This is a genomic window from Agrobacterium sp. LMR679 (genome assembly GCF_027157905.1).
Classification (GTDB): domain Bacteria; phylum Pseudomonadota; class Alphaproteobacteria; order Rhizobiales; family Rhizobiaceae; genus Agrobacterium; species Agrobacterium leguminum.
Genome location: NZ_JAPVOJ010000002.1, coordinates 195,477 through 213,628 on the forward strand (window position 1 = coordinate 195,477; position 18,152 = coordinate 213,628).

Genomic DNA, 18,152 nt, shown 5'->3' on the forward strand with positions numbered 1-18,152 from the left:
TCTATCAAGAGACTGAATCGCAAGCCATTCGCAGATTTTACCCGCCCGAAAACGGGGTTGCCCCATGCCGCGCGTTTCCACCCATCAAGGAACGGACTCATCCGCGATCAGGTCCTGATCGCGGACAGGAAGCGATATCCGCATCTGCCGGCGAATGGCGGCTAGGGGAAAAGTGCCCAGGGGCAAACGACCACGGCCAGATCGGCTCACGCGTTATCCGAAACCATGTCGGATAACGCGCCAGTCCCGGAGGTAATCCGCCCCTGCCTGTCTCAGCTCTTCAGGGCCGTGTTGCACAGGCTCCAGTAGCCGCCGCCTTTCTGGATCCATTTCAGATCGCCGAGCGTGCCGTCATTCTTGTTCTTGTGATAGGAGTCGACACAGGTTTTCAGGCGGGCCTTTGCAGGCGTCTCGCTTGAATATTTCTTATCGACAGCACTCGGGAAAGCGACGCCCTTCGGGGCCTTTGTCGTCGCTTTTGCGGGTTCTTTTTCGGTGGTGGCCGCGACCTGCTTGTCGTCGGCCGCATCCTCGGCTGCCGCCTCGCTGCCGCAGAACTTGGCGCGATAGTCGTTCCACTTGACGTCCTTGGCCGACCCGTCGGCTTTCGCCGCCTGATATTTCACGCTGCACTCCTTCATGGTGAGTGCGGCTGCGGGGGAGACAAACGCCGCCGATGCCAGCAGCGCAAAGGATGAGAGAATGACAACCCTGTTAAACATTGAAGACTCCCGTTTGCATGATTGCCGGCCGACTATCTGACCGGATTTTCCGCTTGTCAACGAGCAGTGCGAAAGGACGGGAAGCGAAGCAGGCGGGAATGGAACTTGCTCACCGGACACACCGTCTTCCCGGTGAGGGCAGCATCGCACCGTCATCATGAAAGCCGCCGCAGGACCGAGAGCACCCCGATATTGCCGCTTCAACCGCCTCCCGCGCCCAGCCCGGAGAATCACGTGTTCGTGTGGCGTCAACCCTTCACCGGAACGAATTTCCTAAGTTTTCGTTAGCATACCGAACGAATAACGAGGATTTATCGATGTTGAGGATGCCGAAGACCATCTCCGCGCTCGCTCTTGGCGTCGCGATATCTGCCGCTGCTGTCGTGCCCGCCCATGCGTTGAGCCTCATACAGCCGGCCTACGAAACACAGGCGCAGGCGCAGAATTCAGATCAGCGAGGCTACCCCGCGTCTGCCTTTGCGGCCGGGAAAGGCGAAGAAGCCACGCCCAACGGCTATGCCCTGTCTCAAGCCGAGATCGACCATATAAAATGGTGTGCGGCGCGTTACGCATCCTACCATCCCACCGACAACAGCTTTATGGCCCCTGCCGGCACGCGGACGCAGTGCCGTTCACCCTATTGATTCGGCTGAGGCCCGGGCTGCATCCCCAGTACGGGCCGTTGCCGACAAGATAAAATTTACCTTAAATTCTACTGATCTGAACCTTTTGCCCTGCGAGCCGTTTCGACGCGTGCCAACGGGGAAAACGCGATGTTCTGGAATCTGGAAAAGCTTGAGCAGGAACGACTTGATCTGATCGAAGTCATCACGGCCCTGCGTCGCGTGGAGCGCCTGTCGAAAACGGATCGCACCTCGATCTTTGAGGAAATCACGGCGCATATGGGAAGGCTGAGCGAACTGGATGCGGAGAAACTGCGGATCCAGTCGGCGCTGGAGCCATCCTGAAAGACGAGGTCTGCATGGCAGGAGCCCACAGACGCAATCCTTAGACCTCAGAACAAAGCGCTCAGGAAGAACGCTTCCTAGAGGTGGAAAAATGCCAGAAGACGGCCGCATGTTTCCACCGAGGCAAAAGGCGGAAAAACGGCGCTAAAGAAACTTTATCGATGATATTGGGGAGAAGCTGGAGCGGGTAGCGGGAATCGAACCCGCGTATTCAGCTTGGAAGGCTGCTGCTCTACCATTGAGCTATACCCGCGGTGGTGATTTCGATCCGTGCAGAATGGTGGAGGGAGTTGGATTTGAACCAACGTAGGCGTAGCCAACGGATTTACAGTCCGTCCCCTTTAACCACTCGGGCATCCCTCCAGCTTTCTGCTAGGATCGAGCGACCAAGCTCTTCAGATTTCGCTGCGGCGAAGCGCCGTTGCGTCGTCTGTGGCGCGTATATGACGGCCTCGTTCGTTTCTGTCAACACGCCCTTTCACGAATTTTCGGGAAAAAATTCAAACCTCTTTACGGCCCTGTGGATTATCGCGGGGGCTGGTGCGCGCCTCACGGCAGAGATATAAGGCGCCATGAGCAAAGACGATCCCAAGAACAAATCCACCCGCGACACGCACTATGCCAACCTGCGCCGCGCCGTGCGCGACGCCAAGCGCGAGCGCGGCGAAATTCCGACCCCGCAGCAGCCGAAGCGCAAGAACCGTGGCGCAGACGACTGGAAGCCGCCGCAGCTTGCGCCCGATCAGGTGCATCTTTACGGCCTGCATACCGTGCGTGCGGCGCTCGCCAATCCCGAACGGCAGATTGTCAGGCTCTCCGTCACCCAGAACGCCTTTGCGCGGCTGGATATCGGTGAGGCGGATGCCCAGCCCTTCCCCGTCGAGATGGTTTCGCCGCAGGATATCGACAGGGTCCTCGGCCCCGAGGCCATCCACCAGGGCGTGATGCTAGAAACCCGGCCGCTGCCGGTCAAGCGTCTCGGGGCGCTGAAGGACAGCCCGCTCATTCTCGTGCTCGATCAGGTCACCGATCCGCACAATGTCGGCGCCATCATGCGCTCGGCGGTCGCCTTCAACGCCGGCGCCGTCATCACCACCATGCGCCACAGCCCGACCGAGTCAGGCGTACTGGCGAAATCGGCTTCCGGTGCGCTGGAACTCATTCCCTATATCCAGATCACCAATCTGGCCGATGCGCTGGGCGAGCTCCACAAGCTCGGCTTCTTCTCCGTCGGTCTGGATTCGGAAGGCCCCGCCCCCATCGAACAGACGTTCAGCGGCGAAAAAATCGCGCTGGTGCTGGGCGCCGAAGGCAAGGGCCTGCGCCAGAAAACGCGCGAAACCGTCTCGGCGCTCGCCCGTCTCGATATGCCGGGCGAGATCAAATCGCTCAACGTTTCGAATGCCGCAGCCATCGCCCTTTATGCAACGCAGCAATTTCTGGGCAAAGCGTCGTCCTGACGCTTCGCCTTCCTTGCGAAATCGCAAAGCGCAACGCATGCTGCGCTTTTGTCTTCGCAAGGAGCAAATTTCAACATGACCGACCAGACCATCAAACCGACCGGCGAGCTGACGCTCAGAACGCTCGCCATGCCGGCCGACGCCAATCCGGCCGGCGATATTTTCGGCGGCTGGGTCATGTCGCAGATGGACTTGGCGAGCGGCATCCGTGCAGCGGAGCGTTCCCGCTGTCGCGTCGTCACCGCGGCGGTCAAGGAAATGGCCTTCGAGCTGCCGGTGAAGATCGGCGATACGCTGTCCATCTATACCGATATCGCCCGCGTTGGCCGCACCTCCATCACGCTGACGGTGGAAGCCTGGGCGCAGCGGTCGCGTTACGACAAGCTGGAAAAAGTCACCGCGGGAACCTTCATCATGGTGGCGATGGACGAAACCGGACAACCCACGCCCATTCCGGCAGCGGAATAAGCGCGCTGCGGCGCTGGGCTTCAGCGCCGCTCTCCATTTAGGGATATATCCGGCAAGCCACGTCGGCCCACACGCATTGCCTCGATCATTCTTCGCGGGCAAGCCGGGTTTGCGGGAACGCGGCGCAATAAACGCCGATATTGGCTTTGAACCGCTCCGCAAAATGCAGGGTGAATGAATTGTCGAGCGGGAACGGGCTTTGCAGCACCTGCCACGGCAGTTGCTTGAAGAGAACCGACTGGCCGTATTTTGGCAGGATGTTGATGACGAAACTGCCCTGCTCATAGGCTGGTCCCGCCCATCGCGCATCCCGGCATCGCCACTGCTCGCCGTGCTGTTCCCATTGGTCCGGCCGATACAGCGCCGCCCACTCCAGCATAAGCTCCAATGCGAGAGTACCCTTGCAGATGAACACGCCCGCATTGAAGGGACTGCGCCAGTAAGGGTTATCCGAGGCATATATGAAAACCTCTTCTCCCACGAAAAACCGGGTGACGGGTACCGAAAGATCGTGAACGACCGCATCGGTATCCAGCCATAACACGATGTCATAGCCCGACCGCAGATAGGACGTCACGACAAGAGGCTTTGCCCAGAAGGGCGGAATATCTATCCCGAGCCGATTGACAAAAAAATGCTCGTACCCCTGCTGTTCTGCATAATGCGAATTGCGGACGATTAACGGCGCGAGAATTCCCAGCGCATCGAGCGGACGGCTATCGAACTGCACGATGGCTATTTTCATGAAAGGGATACCCTGCGGCCGCCGTTTTTTTGTCTCGCCAAGTGCACCAAATTACAGAAACTCCGGATCATGATCGCGGCATGAGCGAAATGACGTGAGATAATTCAGTTATTTTATTTCCACGATACAAACAAAATAACATGATTATATTCGTATTCTTAAATAAAAATCGTATCTATGCAGAGACATAAACGGATTTAATTTATAAATCCAATTAAAATCGAAAGTAATTATCAGTATAATTACATGGCCGGGTCAGGATGCTGAGGGTCGCTGACCTGTGTTGCCGTCATTGTGTCGCGGTGACATCTCGCCGCAAATATGACATTCCGATTGCATGGGATTCATTCGCAGGATCATGCAGGACAGAAGTTCGGCTGGCGCCATCGCCATGCTGGCGGTTCTGCTTTTCCTTTTGCAGGGTCTCGCCAATGGCCTGACCAGCGGCAACATGGCGATGGCCGCGCTGGCGGCGGATGAGATCATCTGTTCCAGCCATATGCCGGAAGGCGGCTCCGGCAAACAGAACCCCGCCGGCAAGATTGCTGACGACTGTTGCGGCACGCTCTGCCGTCTGGCCTCGGCGACGGTCGCCGCTCTTCCAGCTATTCCCATCGAGCGCACGGACAATATTCTCCCTGCGGTCGAAGTCACCTTCCTGAACGCCGACGCGGCGTTGCCGCCATCGCCGCCCAATCTGGAATCGCGCCCACGCGCACCTCCCTCCGCTTCGCAGCGCTAGAACACTGTCCGGCCTGCCGGAAAATCAATTCTCTTGCGGAGACATCCATGTCCGTTACGACCTCTTTCGGGGGCGAGCGTGCGCCTGCGCATTCCTCGTCCGCAAATCTTTATCGCGCCGTGTGGCGCTGGCATTTCTACGCCGGTCTGCTCGTCCTGCCCTTCATGATATCGCTCGCCGTCACCGGCGCGCTTTATCTCTTCCGGGACGAGTTCGATAATCTCATCCATTCGGATCTGAAGCGGATCGAAGTGGTGCAAGACGCGCCGAAAGCGCTGCCTTCCGAGATCGTAACCGCAGCGCTTGCGGCCGTTCCCGGCACCGCCGTCAAATATACCACCCCCGCCGATCCGGGCGCGTCGGCGGAAATCACCGTCAATACGGCAGATGGGAAACGCGCCGTCTACGTCAATCCCTACACTGCTGAGGTGGCCGGCTCCCTGCCGGATCGCGGTACCGTCATGTGGACGGTCCGTTATCTCCACAGCCTGAAATATTTCGGCACCTATGCCCGCTATCTGATCGAGATCGCCGCCGGCTGGTCCATCCTTCTCGTCGCCACCGGCATCTATCTCTGGTGGCCGCGAAAGCAGACCGGCGGTGTCGTGACCGTGCGCGGCACGCCGAAAAAGCGGGTGTTCTGGCGCGATACCCATGCCGTCACCGGCATTTTCGTCGGCTTTTTCATCGTTTTCCTTGCCGTCACCGGAATGCCCTGGTCCGGCGTCTGGGGTGCGAAGGTCAACGAATGGGCGAATGGCAGCAACTTCGGATATCCGGCGGGCATTCGCACCGATGTACCGATGTCGGGCGAGCATCTCGATCACGTGGCGAAAACAAGCTGGTCGCTGGAGCAGGCGAAAATCCCGAAATCCACCCATTCCGCGGAAGGCCAGCCAATCGGGATCGACGAGGCGATAGCACGTTTCGACGCGCTCGGTCTTGCCGCCGGTTACGCTGTCGCCCTGCCGGGAAAACCAACGGGCGTCTATAGCGGCTCCGTCTATCCCGACGATCTGGCGCAGCAACGGGTCGTCCATCTCGACCAATATAGCGGCGAGCCGCTGATCGATATGAGCTACGCCGATTACGGCCCGCTCGGCAAGGCGCTGGAATGGGGCATCAACGTGCATCTGGGCCAGCAATATGGCCTCGCCAACCAGATCGTGCTTCTGGCAGCCTGTATCGGCATTGTGCTGCTTGCCGTATCCGCCGGCATCATGTGGTGGAAACGCCGTCCGAAAGGGTCGCTCGGCGTGCCGCCTTTGCCGCAGGAAAAACGCGTCCTGTACGGCCTGCTCGCCATACTCGCCATCGGCGGCATCATTTTCCCGCTGGTGGGCGCGAGCCTGCTGGCCATGCTGGCGCTGGATCTGATCGTACAGTCCCGCCAGAAACGACGCACAATCTGAAAATGAAAACAGCCGGGCGAAAATCCCGGCTGTTCCCTGTTATCGGCAATGCGACGGCAACGGCCCTCAGAACATCGTATTGTTGTTCGCCGCCTTTTCCGGCACCTCCTGGATCACGTCCCAGTGCTCGGTGATCTTGCCATCGGTAACCCGGAAGATATCGACGATGGCCCTGCCGCGATCGCCTTCATTTTCCGTCGAATGGATGTGCAGATAGACCAGATCGCCATCCGTGGCGCTGCGCACGATCCGCGCTTTCGACTGCGGATTCTCCTTGAAGAAGCCGGTAAAATAATTGACGAACGGCGCCTTGCCGTCCGGCACCATCGGATTGTGCTGCTTGTAGCTGTCGACGAGGACGGCGGCGCCCTTCGCCACATCATGCTTGTTGAAGACCGTGTCGTAAAACTCGATCACCAGTTTGCGGTTGGCTTCTTCCTGCGCGAAATCCCGCGTTGCGGTTTGCGCCAGAACGGGTGCCGCCATCAAGGCGGGCACGAGGGCGAAGGCGGCGATGGCAAGACGGCGTGTTACGAAATTCATGGGTGATACCTCTCAATAACCGACGGTGAAACGCTGGCGGGAATGCTGCGGCTTCTCGATTTCATCGACAAGCGCGATGGCATAATCTTCGAAGGAAATGCGGCTGCCCTTATCGTTGCTGAGGAGATTATCCTTGCCGATGCGGAATTTGCCCGTTCTTTCGCCCGGCACGAATTCGGCGGAGGGCGACAGGAAGGTCCAGTCGAGCTGTTTTTCCTGTTTCAGAATATCCAGAAACTCCGCACCCTTGGTCGCTTCGGCCTTGTAGGCGGCCGGGAAATCCGGCAGGTCGACCACACGCTGGCCCGGCGCGATTTCAAGGCTGCCGGCGCCGCCGACGACGAGATAGCGCTGAACGCCGGAGGCGCGCACGGCCTCGATCAGCGTTGCCGGATCGCTGGCGGTGAAATGCACCGAGCTGATCACGGCATCGTGACCCTTCAGCAGTTCCGAAAGCCCTGCCTGATCGAAAACATCGCCCTTCTTTGCCACCACATTCGGCAGGCTGGCGATCTTTTCAGGATTGCGGGCGATTGCCGTCACCTGATGTCCCCGGTCGGAAAGTTCCTTCAGAATACGGGACCCGGCATTGCCGGAAGCGCCGATGAGCGCGATTTTAGCCATGGCTTCTTTCCTCTTGTCACTATCGTTGCCGGTCTAGATTATAGACCGCGAAGAAGAGCTATGGTATCGCAGCCATAGTCGCAAGAAGTCAGCGGCGGCTGATCTGGTCACATGGCGATGACCTGCAAGGGTAAAAAGGGCAAGGGATAAGGACATGGCGGATACGCAGACGAAAGAAGTTTTTGCCTTCGACCAGCCCTGTCCCATCCGCGACGTGCTGGACCGTATCGGCGATCAATGGAGCCTCTTGGTTCTGGAAGCCCTGCAGGGCGGCGTGCTGCGCTTCAACGAGCTGAACCGCAGGATCGACGATATTTCCAAGCAGATGTTGTCCCGCACCCTGAAACGGCTGGAAGAGGATGGCTTCATCCGCCGCACGCTTTATGCCGAGGTGCCGCCGCGCGTTGAATATGAGCTGACCAATCTCGGCCGCTCGTTTCTGGTGCCGATGCAATTGCTGGTGCAATGGGCTGACGAGAACCACGTTCGCATCTGCAAGGCGCGCCTGCAATATTCCGAAAACGACAATCGCGGCTGACCGGAAGCAGGCCGCGTCTAGCCCAGCCGGTAAACCTTGCAGACCAGCCCTTCCGGCTGGCGATAGGTCGTGAAGCCCATGGCGTCGTAATAACTCTGCCCGAGCATGTTGTCCGCGCCGATGCTGGCATCGATATTTTTAAGGCCCCGCGCCTCCGCCGCCCTGCGCGTTGCCGCGAAGAGGGCGGATCCCACACCTCTTCGCGCCGCCCGCGGGCTGACATGGGTGCCGATGATGCCCCAGCCTTCCGCCACGCCATAGGGATTGTCCGTCCGCGCATAACGCAGCGACTGGAACCCCAGGATACGCCCGTCGTCGTCCTCGGCGACCGAGCATTCGATACGGTCGGCGTGCTGGATGTAATTCTCCAGCACCGCCGTGATATCCGTCGGCGCTTTTCGAAGGCCGACCGAGAATATCTCGTTCTGAACCGCCGCCATTCCCGTTGCATCGTCAACTTTCGCAGGCCGTATTTTCATCGATACATCACCTCATATCCGTTGCGACTGGTTCCAGGCCGGCAAGCGCCGGTCTATTCGTTGGTTTTCAGGAGCGGAAAATGAAGGACGCACCGAAAGCGATCAGCGCGAAACCGATCACGTGATTGATGGTGATGCTTTCCTTCAGCCAGAAGATCGAAAACAGCGCGAAGACCGCGAGCGTGATGACTTCCTGAATGGTCTTGAGCTGCGCGGTGGAATAGACCTCCGAACCGATGCGGTTCGCTGGAACGGCAAGCACATATTCGAAGAAGGCTATACCCCAGCTGGCGACAATCGCCAGAAAGAGCGCGCTGCCCTTGTGCTTGAGGTGGCCGTACCAGGCGAAGGTCATGAAAACATTGGAGGCGATAAGCATCAGGACAGGCCAGATATGGGCAGGGCTGATTGAGAACGGCATGATGGGTCCTGGAAAAAAGGGAGGGATGTCATGAAATGTGGCAGGAGAAGGCAGTCAGAAGGGAACCCTCATTCTGCCCGTATGGATTTGCTCTAGCGCATCCGCCCGAAAACCGGAATCGATTTTCTAAGGATTTTATCAGAGCTATCGTCAGCCGCTACGCAACGCATTCGGCCAAAATTTGTTCCCCGCGCTTCGTTTCCTTTTTGTACTCATTTTTTCACCACATCCCCTTCCCTTTATGCGTGACTCCCTCCATATTTCGCCCATGGCCAGATCACCGAAAAAGTCCCCCTCCTCGCCCTCGGGCTTCGAGGAAGCTCCGCAATCGTCCTTCGAAGGCGCGCCGCTCAGCGGCAGCGTCGCTGACTGGGTGAAGCAGCTCGAGGCGGAAGCGGAGGCGTCCTCCGTGGAAACCCAGCGCGAAATCGCCTCGAAGGCGGGCAAGCACCGCAAGAAGATCGAGATCGAGGCACGCAAGGAGGCCCAGAAAGCCCCCCCGAAGACGGCCAAGAACACCACCGCCTCCAAGACCGCACGCGGCGTTTCCATCGGCGCATCCAGCGATCCGAAAACCCGCGCCGCCGCGGGTCTCAATCCGGTCGCCGGCATGGATGTGTCGCTGGAGGATGCCGCCAACCTCGCGCCGGGCGCAGTCACCGCAACGGTGGACGCGCTGTCGAAGCTGATCGAGAGCGGCAATCCGCTGTTCAAGGACGGCAAGCTGTGGACGCCGCACCGCCCGGCCCGCCCGCCGAAGTCCGAAGGCGGTGTCGCCATCCGCATGGCCTCGGATTACCAGCCCGCCGGCGACCAGCCGACCGCCATTGCCGATCTCGTCGAAGGCATCAATTCCGGCGAGCGCAGCCAGGTGCTGCTCGGCGTCACCGGCTCGGGCAAGACCTTCACCATGGCCAAGGTGATCGAGGCGACGCAGCGCCCGGCCGTCATTCTCGCCCCCAACAAGACGCTGGCCGCGCAGCTCTATTCGGAGTTCAAGAACTTCTTCCCCGACAATGCGGTGGAATATTTCGTCTCCTATTACGATTATTATCAGCCGGAAGCCTATGTGCCGCGCTCCGACACCTTCATCGAGAAGGAATCTTCGATCAACGAACAGATCGACCGGATGCGCCACTCCGCCACCCGTTCGTTGCTGGAACGCGACGACTGCATCATCGTCGCTTCGGTTTCCTGCATCTACGGTATCGGTTCGGTGGAAACCTATACGGCCATGACCTTCCAGATGCAGGTGGGCGACCGGCTGGACCAGCGCCAGCTTCTGGCCGACCTCGTGGCCCAGCAATACAAACGCCGCGACATGGATTTCCAGCGCGGTTCGTTCCGTGTGCGTGGCGATACCATCGAAATCTTCCCCGCCCACCTTGAGGACGCCGCCTGGCGCATCTCGATGTTCGGCGACGAGATCGATTCCATTACCGAATTCGACCCGCTGAGCGGCCAGAAGACCGGCGAGCTGCAATCCGTCAAGATTTACGCCAATTCGCACTATGTCACCCCGCGCCCGACGCTCAACGGCGCGATCAAGTCGATCAAGGAAGAGTTGAAAGGCCGCCTCGCCGAACTGGAAAAGGCCGGACGCCTGCTGGAAGCCCAGCGGCTGGAACAGCGCACCCGCTACGATGTGGAAATGCTGGAGGCGACCGGCTCCTGCGCCGGCATCGAGAACTATTCGCGTTATCTCACCGGCCGCAATCCCGGCGAGCCGCCGCCGACCCTGTTCGAATATATCCCTGATAACGCGCTGCTGTTCATCGATGAAAGCCACGTATCCGTCAGCCAGATCGGCGGCATGTATCGCGGCGACTTCAGGCGCAAGGCGACGCTGGCCGAATACGGCTTCCGCCTGCCCTCCTGCATGGACAACCGGCCGCTGCGCTTCGAGGAATGGGACGCGATGCGCCCGCTCACCGTGGCGGTTTCGGCAACCCCCGGCTCGTGGGAAATGGAGCAGTCCGGCGGCGTCTTCGCCGAACAGGTCATCCGCCCGACCGGCCTCATCGATCCACCGGTGGAAGTGCGCTCCGCCCGCAGCCAGGTCGACGACGTTCTCGGCGAAATCCGCGAAACCGCCGCCAAGGGTTACCGCACGCTCTGCACCGTGCTGACCAAACGCATGGCCGAGGACCTGACCGAATATCTGCATGAACAGGGCGTTCGCGTCCGTTACATGCACTCTGACATCGACACGCTGGAGCGCATCGAGATCATCCGCGACCTGCGCCTCGGTGCCTTCGACGTACTCGTCGGCATCAACCTGCTGCGCGAGGGCCTCGACATTCCCGAATGCGGTTTCGTCGCCATCCTCGATGCCGACAAGGAAGGCTTCCTGCGCTCGGAAACCTCGCTGATCCAGACCATCGGCCGCGCCGCCCGTAACGTCGACGGCAAGGTCATCCTCTACGCAGACAACATCACCGGCTCGATGAAGCGGGCGATGGAGGAAACCTCCCGCCGCCGCGAAAAGCAGATGGCCTATAACGCCGAACACGGCATCACGCCGGAATCGGTCAAGGCGAAGATCTCCGACATTCTTGATTCTGTTTATGAGCGCGATCACGTAAGGGCCGATATTTCTGGCGTTTCCGGCAAGGGCTTCGCCGATGGCGGCCACCTCGTCGGCAACAATCTGCAGGCCCATCTCAACGCGCTGGAAAAATCCATGCGCGACGCCGCAGCCGATCTCGACTTCGAAAAAGCCGCCCGCCTGCGCGACGAAATCAAACGCCTCAAGGCCGCCGAACTGGCGACCATGGACGACCCGATGGCCAAGGAGGAGGCCCGCGCCATCGAAGGCGGCGGAAAGAACAACAGACGAAGCCACTTGTCGATCTCCCCGCCGGAGGCTGAGACATCCGGCAGGACGGAGGCGGGCGCCGCAGCGAACGAAAGCGGCAAATCCCTCTTCGCCAAACCCTCGCTGGATGAAATGGGCCCCGGCTCGGATGCGGGAAAACCGCTTTTCCGCAGGAACACGCTGGACGAGATGACGGTGGGCAGGACCGAAAAACCCGTGCGCGGCGCGGTGCCCGACAAGCCCGAGACCGAGCCCGGCAAACGGTTCTCACCACTTCTCGAAGGTCAGCCCGAACGCGCCACGGATGACCCGCGGCCGCTGGTGCGTGGCAAGATTGGCGCGGGTTCCTATGAGGATGCCGGTGAGCAGAAGCGCAAGAGCCGGACCAAGGGCAAGACGGGCCGGCCGGGGCGCTAACGCACGCGCCCGCGATCTTCGACGCCAGGCGTGTCTATTGGGAAAAACATGGCCGGAGCACTTGCGCGCTCCGGCAACGGCGATCAGCTTTCGCACTGCCTGATCCGCGCCGCTACCTCGCCCGCACCGAAGACTCTTACCAGATCGGCATCCATGGTCATGGGAATATAGTCTTCATTTTCCGCCGGCTTGATGTAAGTCGAGAAATAGATCGGCCCGGTCGGGAGGACGCCCGCGACACAGGCACGCAATATCTCGATCTCCGTGCTTCCCCTGATGCGTGGCCCCTCGATGCGGGAACGGCGCACCTTCTCCTGCAATGTTGTAAGCCTTGAAACCTCCTCGGGCTTTATTCTCCACACGCTTGTGGCAGTTCCCGCCCGCTTTTCGGCGTGGAACTGCGCGCGGGCAACGGTGTCTGCATCCTCGATCAACGCAAATGTGTCGACAGTCTCGCCCTTTACGCCATCTGTAGCGCTGCGAATAATCATCACCGCATCACCGGAACCTAACGAAAGATAGGCAGGAAGCTGCAAACCCACCCGCACATGCTCGAAATTCATTGTCAAAAAATCGAGCCGCATGAGCTTGGGAATGCTGGAAATGGGCACTGTCATGCAGCCGGAAAGAAGCAGGAGCAAAACAAGCAATCGTGTGAAATGCGATAAAGTCGATTTTATCATGATCAAAACCTGAAAAGCAGCAGCGATGCAGAACGGTTGCCGGATCGGGTTTTCCGAAACCGTTGCATCGCGCGCAAACTTGCACGGTCGACATTGCCGCAACATTATGGGTTCCGGAACGCCCAGTGCGCGCGCACGTTGATATGTTCTCGGAACGGCAGCAGGGAGCGACCGCATGTATCGAAAAAATCTGGCGGCATTCTGCCTTCTCGTCACCTGCACCCCGACCTTTGCCGGACAGATCGAGGATGCGACCTTCCATAGTCCCGTCCTGAACGCGCCGCTTCCCGTCAACATCTATCGCCCGGACGGCGCGCCGCCGGAAAACGGCTGGCCGGTGCTTTACCTCCTACACGGCCATGATGGCGACCAGAACAGCTGGCGCGATCTCGGCAATATCGAAAAGACGCTCGATACGCTCATCGCTGCCGGCGCCATCCGCCCGCTGGTCGTCGTCATGCCGGGCGTCAAGAACAGCTGGTATGTGGATTCCGCCGCTGTCGGCGGCCCCGGCGATTACGAAACCGCCCTGACTGGCGATCTGCGCCACCAGATCGAAAAAACGCTGCCGGTGCGCAAGGATCGGCAAGGCCGCGCCATCGCCGGCCTCTCCATGGGCGGTTTCGGCGCCCTGCATCTCGCCTATGGCCATGAAGACCTCTATGGCGCAGTGGCCAGCCTGTCGGGCGCCATCTGGCAGAATGTCCCCGCCTCCGATCTCGACAAGACGCCGGCCGAACTCAAGCTCATTCAGGACAGCGCCTTTTTCCACCGGGTCGACCGCACCACCGTCACCAGCGGCATCGTGCTTCCCTCAACCGGCGACCATTTCTCCGGCGCCTTCGGCACACCTTTCGATGCAAGGCTCTTCAACGAAAAGAACGTCTTCACCCTCGTGGCGCAGCATGTGGCCGAAAGCCAGGATTTGCCCGCCACCTATCTGACCGTCGGCGACGATGACGGCTTCTTCCTCTGGCGCGGCGCCATCGCCCTGCATGAAACGCTGCAGGCCGACAAGCGCAAATCCGAATTGCGGGTGACCGACGGCGATCACGTCTGGTCGGTGTGGAAGGTTTCGATTATCGACGCGCTGAAGTTCATCGATGGGGAATGGGACAAGGCTGCCGACAAAGCCAAGGATTGAGGCGTGGGCCTCTTTCTCCTCACCGGATAAATCCGGTTACTTTCCGGCCCGCTTTTTCCCGCCCTTCCCCACCGCGTTCAACGCCACCGCCGCCCGGATCAGCGCCGCCAGCGCCTCCTCATTCACGATATCCCCCTCGTGAAAATCAATCGCCCGCCGCATATTGCCCTCAAGGCTCGAATTGAACAGCCCCGCCGGGTCCTCCAGCGAGGCGCCCTTCGCAAATGTCATCTTCACCGCGCTTTTGTAGGTTTCGCCGGTGCAGAGGATACCCGCATGCGACCAGACCGGCACGCCGCGCCATTTCACCTCTTCCACCACCTCCGGATCGGCCTTCCTGATCACCGCGCGAATATGCGCGAGCGTCTCGCCGCGCCAGTCGCCGAGCTCCGCGATCTTGCGGTCGATGAAGTCCGATGGTGCGGTCTCCTCCGCATCTTTCGTCATCGTGTTTTTCGCCATGGCTTCCTCCCGATTTCGACGCACGCCTGTTCCTTTTTTTCAGCATAGACGAAATTTTCCTGTCCTCCCATGAGGAACCAAATCCGCCTCCCGCCGTTTCCTCCCCGAACGCAACGTTCAGCATACAAAGGGAAGAAACATCATGAAAATCAAGGTCATCGCTCTCGCTGCGGCAGCAGCGCTCTCCTCTTCCGTGGCTTTTGCCCAGACGGCCACTACTGCTCCTGCTGCCGGCGCGGACGCCACTTTGTCCGGCCCAGGCATTACCATGGGCACCAAGGCCAGCGGCCCGCTGAAGTTCGTCAATGTCCAGAAGACCGACCTCACCGCGTCCCAGCTCGATGGCATGGACATCTATAACGCGCAGAACGAAAACATCGGCGAAATCGAGGATGTCGTCATCGGCGACGGCAAGTCGGTGATCGGCCTTGTGGCCAGCGTCGGCGGTTTCCTCGGCATCGACAAAAGCTATGTGGTGCTCGACCCGGCTTCCGTCGCGGTCCACAACGACAACGGCACCTGGAAGGCCTATGTCGACACTACCAAGGAAGCGCTTCAGAACGCCCCGAAGCTCGATTACGACAAGCTGGACGACTGATTACCCCTGCAGTCCGCAAGCTTGTCCCCCCGCGCCCTGTCGCGGGGGTTTTCATATGTGGCACCCTATGGAAAAACCCGGCACGCCCCGCCGGAGGGCACTTGCCTGACGGCGCGCGCCTCGCCTATCTTCGGCGCGCAAATCACCAAGGATCGCTGCGTGCCCGCCAATAGCCTCTTTTCCTTTGCCATCAGCACCGCCATCGCGCTCGGCGCCCTGCCGCTGTCAGCGCAGGCGGCCGACTGGAAACCGGCCGAGCAGATAAAAACCTACGCCATCAACGGCAATTCGGGCGGTGCGCTTTATCAATCGATTGGCGAGCGTGGTCCGACCGCCGGCGTGCAGGCCATTGCCCACACCACCTTCAAGCTGACATGGCGGCGGGATTACCGTCCGCAGCCGGATGGCGCCTGCGTGCTGGCCACCGCGAGGCCCAATCTCACCATCATCTACACCTGGCCGAAAGCGCCGGCCAATCTGCCGCCCGGCGTCGCCGCCAGCTGGAGAACCTTCATCTCCGGCGTGGAAACCCACGAGCGCGTCCATGGTGACCATATTCTCGACATGGTGAAAAAGATCGAAGCCTTCAGCATCGGGCTGAGGGCGGAGAACGATCCAAAATGCCAGAAGGTGCGCGCCGTTCTGCAACAGCGTCTGGGTGAGCTTTCCAACGAGCAGCGCCAGCGCGGCCGCGATTTCGACCGCGACGAGCTTTCCCCCGGCGGGCGGGTGCATCAGCTCATCCTCGCCCTCGTCAACGGCCCCTGAACGGCCGCCTATTCCGCCGCCTCGCCTTTCAGCAGGGGCTCGGCCAGCGTCACGCTTTCCAGCTCGTAGGAATAACCTTCGAGCATCGTATAGGCCTGTTCGATTGCCTCGATCTGGGCTTCGGCATTACGGATGGCTTCGGCGATGGACTGGCTGCGGGCGCGCAGCATCGAACTCAGCACATCGGTTTCCGGCTTGCGGCCGAGACGGTCCATATGTTTGCGAACCCGGGTGCGGTGCCGTTCCAGCTCGAGAATATGGAAACGGCTTTTCAGAATATCGTCGGTCAGCTTGCGGCGCATGGCGGCCACGGGGTCGAAACTGCCGGGTTCGCGTTCGTCCAGAATGAATTCATTCACCAGCGTTTCCAGCATCAGCAAGCCCTTGAGGTCCTTGGCGTCGGCAAGCTGCGGATCGTAGCCGGTATCGTCGAATACCTTGCGGCGCACCGGATCCTTCAGCAGCTCATAGGCCGTCTGCAGGCGCGCGAATTGCTCGGCATCGCCGCCGCTATCGGGATGCGCGGCCTTGGCCACCTTGCGGTAGGCCGACTTGATCGCCGCCTCGTCGGCATCGCGCTCCACGCCAAGCAAAACATAGGGATCAATCACAAAAACACCTTCAAACGCAAACTGTTACCCGCATGCCCAACACCACTCCCGTCTGGCACGCGGGCGGATCATAGGCCAATTCCGCCCGGCGCGGCACCCCGCCCCGGCGGTTAAACCGGCAAAGCCCACACAAAGCCTCGCGGCGCGCCGCATCGTAACGGGCGGAAAAGCCCTTGATGCCGAAATTTGTCGGACCCAAGGCGACTATAATGACAGGCGGGACAAAATTGTGGAAAGCGGCGGCAAAACATGCCGCACGGTTCCGCACCGCGCCCGCCGCAACCGGCCGGAAAACACCATGGGGAGAAGCGTAACCGGCGCGTTTTCAGGGGGTTATGGTGGAAAGACGCCAACGGGTGTAAGCTCGGCTTTTGGATTGAAAGGGAGGACGATCCGATGCCGCAAACGATTACCCAGACCGTCACGGACTATGTCCATGCCATGGCCTATGCGGATGAGAGCCTGATGCGCGACGTTTTCGACCCGCGCGCCAGCATCGTCGGAACCTTCGAAGGCGAAATCGAATGGCTGTCCCTGGAGGACTTTGTCGACCAGATGCGCAAAAGCGAACGCGGCCTCCCCGATCACGATCCCGCTTTTGAAATCATGGGCATCGACAAGGAAGGCGACAGCGCCTCGGTGAAGCTGACGACCCGTTTCGACGGCATGGATTTTTACGAATATCTCTCCCTGCTGGAACGCGACGGCAACTGGTCGATCGTGCACAAGCTCTATCACATAAAGCCGTAGGCGATCATCGAAACCGCCACCCCGCTCGCGATCCGGTTACTTTTCCGATGAAGGAGTTAGAACAGGTCGCTGTAGATCGCCGTTATCCAGAGCGCGTTAAAGAAGAGCCAGATAACACCGAGCCACATGATTTTGCGGCTGCTATCGGTTCTCATCGCCACAATCGCGATAAGCAGACCGCCGACTATCCTTGCCAGATACCATGGCCCGAGCTGCTCGAAGTGTTCCCTGCCCTTGATGTAGGTGTCCAGCAGATCGAAGACGAACGAGGCGGCAAACAGGGCAAAGAATGCATGTCGCCTGCGCACGAAAAAACTTTCCCGTTCGGACAATTCCTGAATGTGATCGGGATAAAGCAGCGTCGACATCAAAAAGAACAGCGACGTGTAGACCAGAACGAAAATGTAAATCCAGAAATTCCAGTTGTGGATCAGCCGCAGGGCAAACTCCCACCACCAGAAATGAACAGCTCCAAGAAGCAGGACAATCGACCAGACGATCTGCGCGTGCATGCGGTCGGTTTTCTGCGGCTCCTGCAGCCTTCTGGAAAGTCCGGACAACACCCTGGTAATGGCCAGGCCGAGGATGAGGCTTACCAATATCCGCAAATGACCATATGCATCCATTGAAAGCGCCCGCTGTTGCTCAACTTATCCGCCGAACAATATGCTTAAACCTTCGGGCTTTACAACTCTGGCGGATGCCCCGCCCTTCCCGATCTCGCCTTCCAGTGGGCAGGACCAGCTTCCCGATGCGAAAGTTCCCCGGGCCGGCACGCC

At 59.7% G+C, this 18,152-nt stretch carries 22 protein-coding genes and 2 tRNA genes; 12 read left to right on the forward strand and 12 right to left on the reverse strand.

Translation table 11 applies throughout. The features are described 5' to 3' along the window. Positions 1–272: 272 nt before the first annotated feature. On the reverse strand, positions 273–722 hold the full coding sequence (locus O3W47_RS11785) for a hypothetical protein (protein ID WP_035263391.1): 450 nt from the start codon (positions 720–722) through the stop codon (positions 273–275). Positions 723–1,039: 317 nt separating this feature from the next. On the opposite strand from O3W47_RS11785, the gene O3W47_RS11790 reads away from it, so the two are divergent. Beyond that, complete coding sequence (locus O3W47_RS11790; RefSeq protein ID WP_262533119.1) at positions 1,040–1,366, forward strand: BA14K family protein; 327 nt, start codon at positions 1,040–1,042, stop codon at positions 1,364–1,366. A 129-nt stretch (positions 1,367–1,495) separates the two neighbouring features. Further along, positions 1,496–1,690: a hypothetical protein gene (locus O3W47_RS11795; RefSeq protein WP_035263387.1), complete on the forward strand. Its 195-nt coding sequence runs from the start codon at positions 1,496–1,498 to the stop codon at positions 1,688–1,690. Between the two features lie 179 nt (positions 1,691–1,869). On the opposite strand, the gene O3W47_RS11800 is transcribed toward O3W47_RS11795, so the two are convergent. Then, a tRNA-Gly gene (locus tag O3W47_RS11800) sits at positions 1,870–1,943 on the reverse strand. Between the two features lie 25 nt (positions 1,944–1,968). Next, positions 1,969–2,053: transfer RNA gene (locus O3W47_RS11805), tRNA-Tyr, on the reverse strand. Between the two features lie 209 nt (positions 2,054–2,262). On the opposite strand from O3W47_RS11805, the gene O3W47_RS11810 reads away from it, so the two are divergent. Continuing rightward, positions 2,263–3,150 (forward strand): TrmH family RNA methyltransferase, encoded by an 888-nt coding sequence (locus tag O3W47_RS11810; RefSeq protein WP_080816616.1) that lies wholly within the window; start codon positions 2,263–2,265, stop codon positions 3,148–3,150. Between the two features lie 75 nt (positions 3,151–3,225). After that, the gene (locus O3W47_RS11815; RefSeq protein ID WP_035263398.1) at positions 3,226–3,618 is read left to right on the forward strand and encodes an acyl-CoA thioesterase; all 393 of its coding nucleotides are present in this window, start codon (positions 3,226–3,228) and stop codon (positions 3,616–3,618) included. Between the two features lie 85 nt (positions 3,619–3,703). Here O3W47_RS11815 and O3W47_RS11820 read toward each other — a convergent pair whose 3' ends face one another. Further along, a complete protein-coding gene (locus tag O3W47_RS11820) occupies positions 3,704–4,363 on the reverse strand; it encodes a hypothetical protein (protein ID WP_127757212.1) in 660 nt (219 codons plus the stop codon). A gap of 337 nt (positions 4,364–4,700) precedes the next feature. Here O3W47_RS11820 and O3W47_RS11825 point away from each other — a divergent pair, with 337 nt between their 5' ends. Together O3W47_RS11825 and O3W47_RS11830 are read left to right on the forward strand one after the other, a co-directional pair. After that, positions 4,701–5,105, forward strand: coding sequence for a DUF2946 family protein (locus O3W47_RS11825; protein WP_269313820.1), 405 nt, complete (start codon positions 4,701–4,703; stop codon positions 5,103–5,105). A gap of 47 nt (positions 5,106–5,152) precedes the next feature. Next, on the forward strand, positions 5,153–6,517 hold the full coding sequence (locus O3W47_RS11830) for a PepSY-associated TM helix domain-containing protein (RefSeq protein WP_269313821.1): 1,365 nt from the start codon (positions 5,153–5,155) through the stop codon (positions 6,515–6,517). Positions 6,518–6,583: 66 nt separating this feature from the next. Here the strand turns inward: O3W47_RS11830 and O3W47_RS11835 are convergent, their stop codons facing one another. Together O3W47_RS11835 and O3W47_RS11840 are read right to left on the reverse strand one after the other, a co-directional pair. Next, entirely contained in the window at positions 6,584–7,060 is a 477-nt protein-coding gene (locus O3W47_RS11835; protein ID WP_080816607.1) for a nuclear transport factor 2 family protein, read from the reverse strand. 12 nt (positions 7,061–7,072) lie between these two features. Further along, positions 7,073–7,684 (reverse strand): NAD(P)-dependent oxidoreductase, encoded by a 612-nt coding sequence (locus O3W47_RS11840; protein ID WP_269313822.1) that lies wholly within the window; start codon positions 7,682–7,684, stop codon positions 7,073–7,075. A gap of 154 nt (positions 7,685–7,838) precedes the next feature. On the opposite strand from O3W47_RS11840, the gene O3W47_RS11845 reads away from it, so the two are divergent. Continuing rightward, a complete protein-coding gene (locus tag O3W47_RS11845; RefSeq protein ID WP_065655871.1) occupies positions 7,839–8,222 on the forward strand; it encodes a winged helix-turn-helix transcriptional regulator in 384 nt (127 codons plus the stop codon). Positions 8,223–8,239: 17 nt separating this feature from the next. Here the strand turns inward: O3W47_RS11845 and O3W47_RS11850 are convergent, their stop codons facing one another. Together O3W47_RS11850 and O3W47_RS11855 are read right to left on the reverse strand one after the other, a co-directional pair. Then, on the reverse strand, positions 8,240–8,662 hold the full coding sequence (locus tag O3W47_RS11850) for a GNAT family N-acetyltransferase (protein ID WP_269314827.1): 423 nt from the start codon (positions 8,660–8,662) through the stop codon (positions 8,240–8,242). Between the two features lie 106 nt (positions 8,663–8,768). Beyond that, complete coding sequence (locus O3W47_RS11855; protein ID WP_003507620.1) at positions 8,769–9,122, reverse strand: DMT family protein; 354 nt, start codon at positions 9,120–9,122, stop codon at positions 8,769–8,771. 268 nt (positions 9,123–9,390) lie between these two features. Here O3W47_RS11855 and uvrB point away from each other — a divergent pair, with 268 nt between their 5' ends. Continuing rightward, positions 9,391–12,357, forward strand: a complete 2,967-nt coding sequence (gene uvrB / locus O3W47_RS11860) for an excinuclease ABC subunit UvrB (protein ID WP_174023644.1) — start codon at positions 9,391–9,393, stop codon at positions 12,355–12,357. 83 nt (positions 12,358–12,440) lie between these two features. Here the strand turns inward: uvrB and O3W47_RS11865 are convergent, their stop codons facing one another. Continuing rightward, on the reverse strand, positions 12,441–13,217 hold the full coding sequence (locus O3W47_RS11865) for a hypothetical protein (RefSeq protein ID WP_269313823.1): 777 nt from the start codon (positions 13,215–13,217) through the stop codon (positions 12,441–12,443). Between O3W47_RS11865 and O3W47_RS11870 the strand changes: the two genes are divergently transcribed. Next, the gene (locus O3W47_RS11870; RefSeq protein WP_174023646.1) at positions 13,216–14,184 is read left to right on the forward strand and encodes an alpha/beta hydrolase; all 969 of its coding nucleotides are present in this window, start codon (positions 13,216–13,218) and stop codon (positions 14,182–14,184) included. The genes O3W47_RS11865 and O3W47_RS11870 overlap by 2 nt on opposite strands. A 36-nt stretch (positions 14,185–14,220) precedes the next feature. Here O3W47_RS11870 and O3W47_RS11875 read toward each other — a convergent pair whose 3' ends face one another. Further along, entirely contained in the window at positions 14,221–14,646 is a 426-nt protein-coding gene (locus tag O3W47_RS11875; RefSeq protein ID WP_174023648.1) for a DUF1801 domain-containing protein, read from the reverse strand. A gap of 142 nt (positions 14,647–14,788) precedes the next feature. Between O3W47_RS11875 and O3W47_RS11880 the strand changes: the two genes are divergently transcribed. Both O3W47_RS11880 and O3W47_RS11885 read left to right on the forward strand, forming a co-directional pair. Further along, a complete protein-coding gene (locus O3W47_RS11880; RefSeq protein ID WP_003522438.1) occupies positions 14,789–15,244 on the forward strand; it encodes a PRC-barrel domain-containing protein in 456 nt (151 codons plus the stop codon). A gap of 159 nt (positions 15,245–15,403) precedes the next feature. After that, complete coding sequence (locus tag O3W47_RS11885; protein WP_269314828.1) at positions 15,404–16,012, forward strand: DUF922 domain-containing Zn-dependent protease; 609 nt, start codon at positions 15,404–15,406, stop codon at positions 16,010–16,012. Between the two features lie 8 nt (positions 16,013–16,020). Here the strand turns inward: O3W47_RS11885 and O3W47_RS11890 are convergent, their stop codons facing one another. Next, positions 16,021–16,623, reverse strand: a complete 603-nt coding sequence (locus tag O3W47_RS11890) for a J domain-containing protein (RefSeq protein ID WP_003522436.1) — start codon at positions 16,621–16,623, stop codon at positions 16,021–16,023. A gap of 396 nt (positions 16,624–17,019) precedes the next feature. Here O3W47_RS11890 and O3W47_RS11895 point away from each other — a divergent pair, with 396 nt between their 5' ends. Further along, positions 17,020–17,373: a nuclear transport factor 2 family protein gene (locus O3W47_RS11895; RefSeq protein ID WP_003522435.1), complete on the forward strand. Its 354-nt coding sequence runs from the start codon at positions 17,020–17,022 to the stop codon at positions 17,371–17,373. Between the two features lie 56 nt (positions 17,374–17,429). On the opposite strand, the gene O3W47_RS11900 is transcribed toward O3W47_RS11895, so the two are convergent. Next, entirely contained in the window at positions 17,430–17,999 is a 570-nt protein-coding gene (locus O3W47_RS11900) for a hypothetical protein (protein ID WP_080816595.1), read from the reverse strand. Positions 18,000–18,152 lie beyond the last annotated feature (153 nt).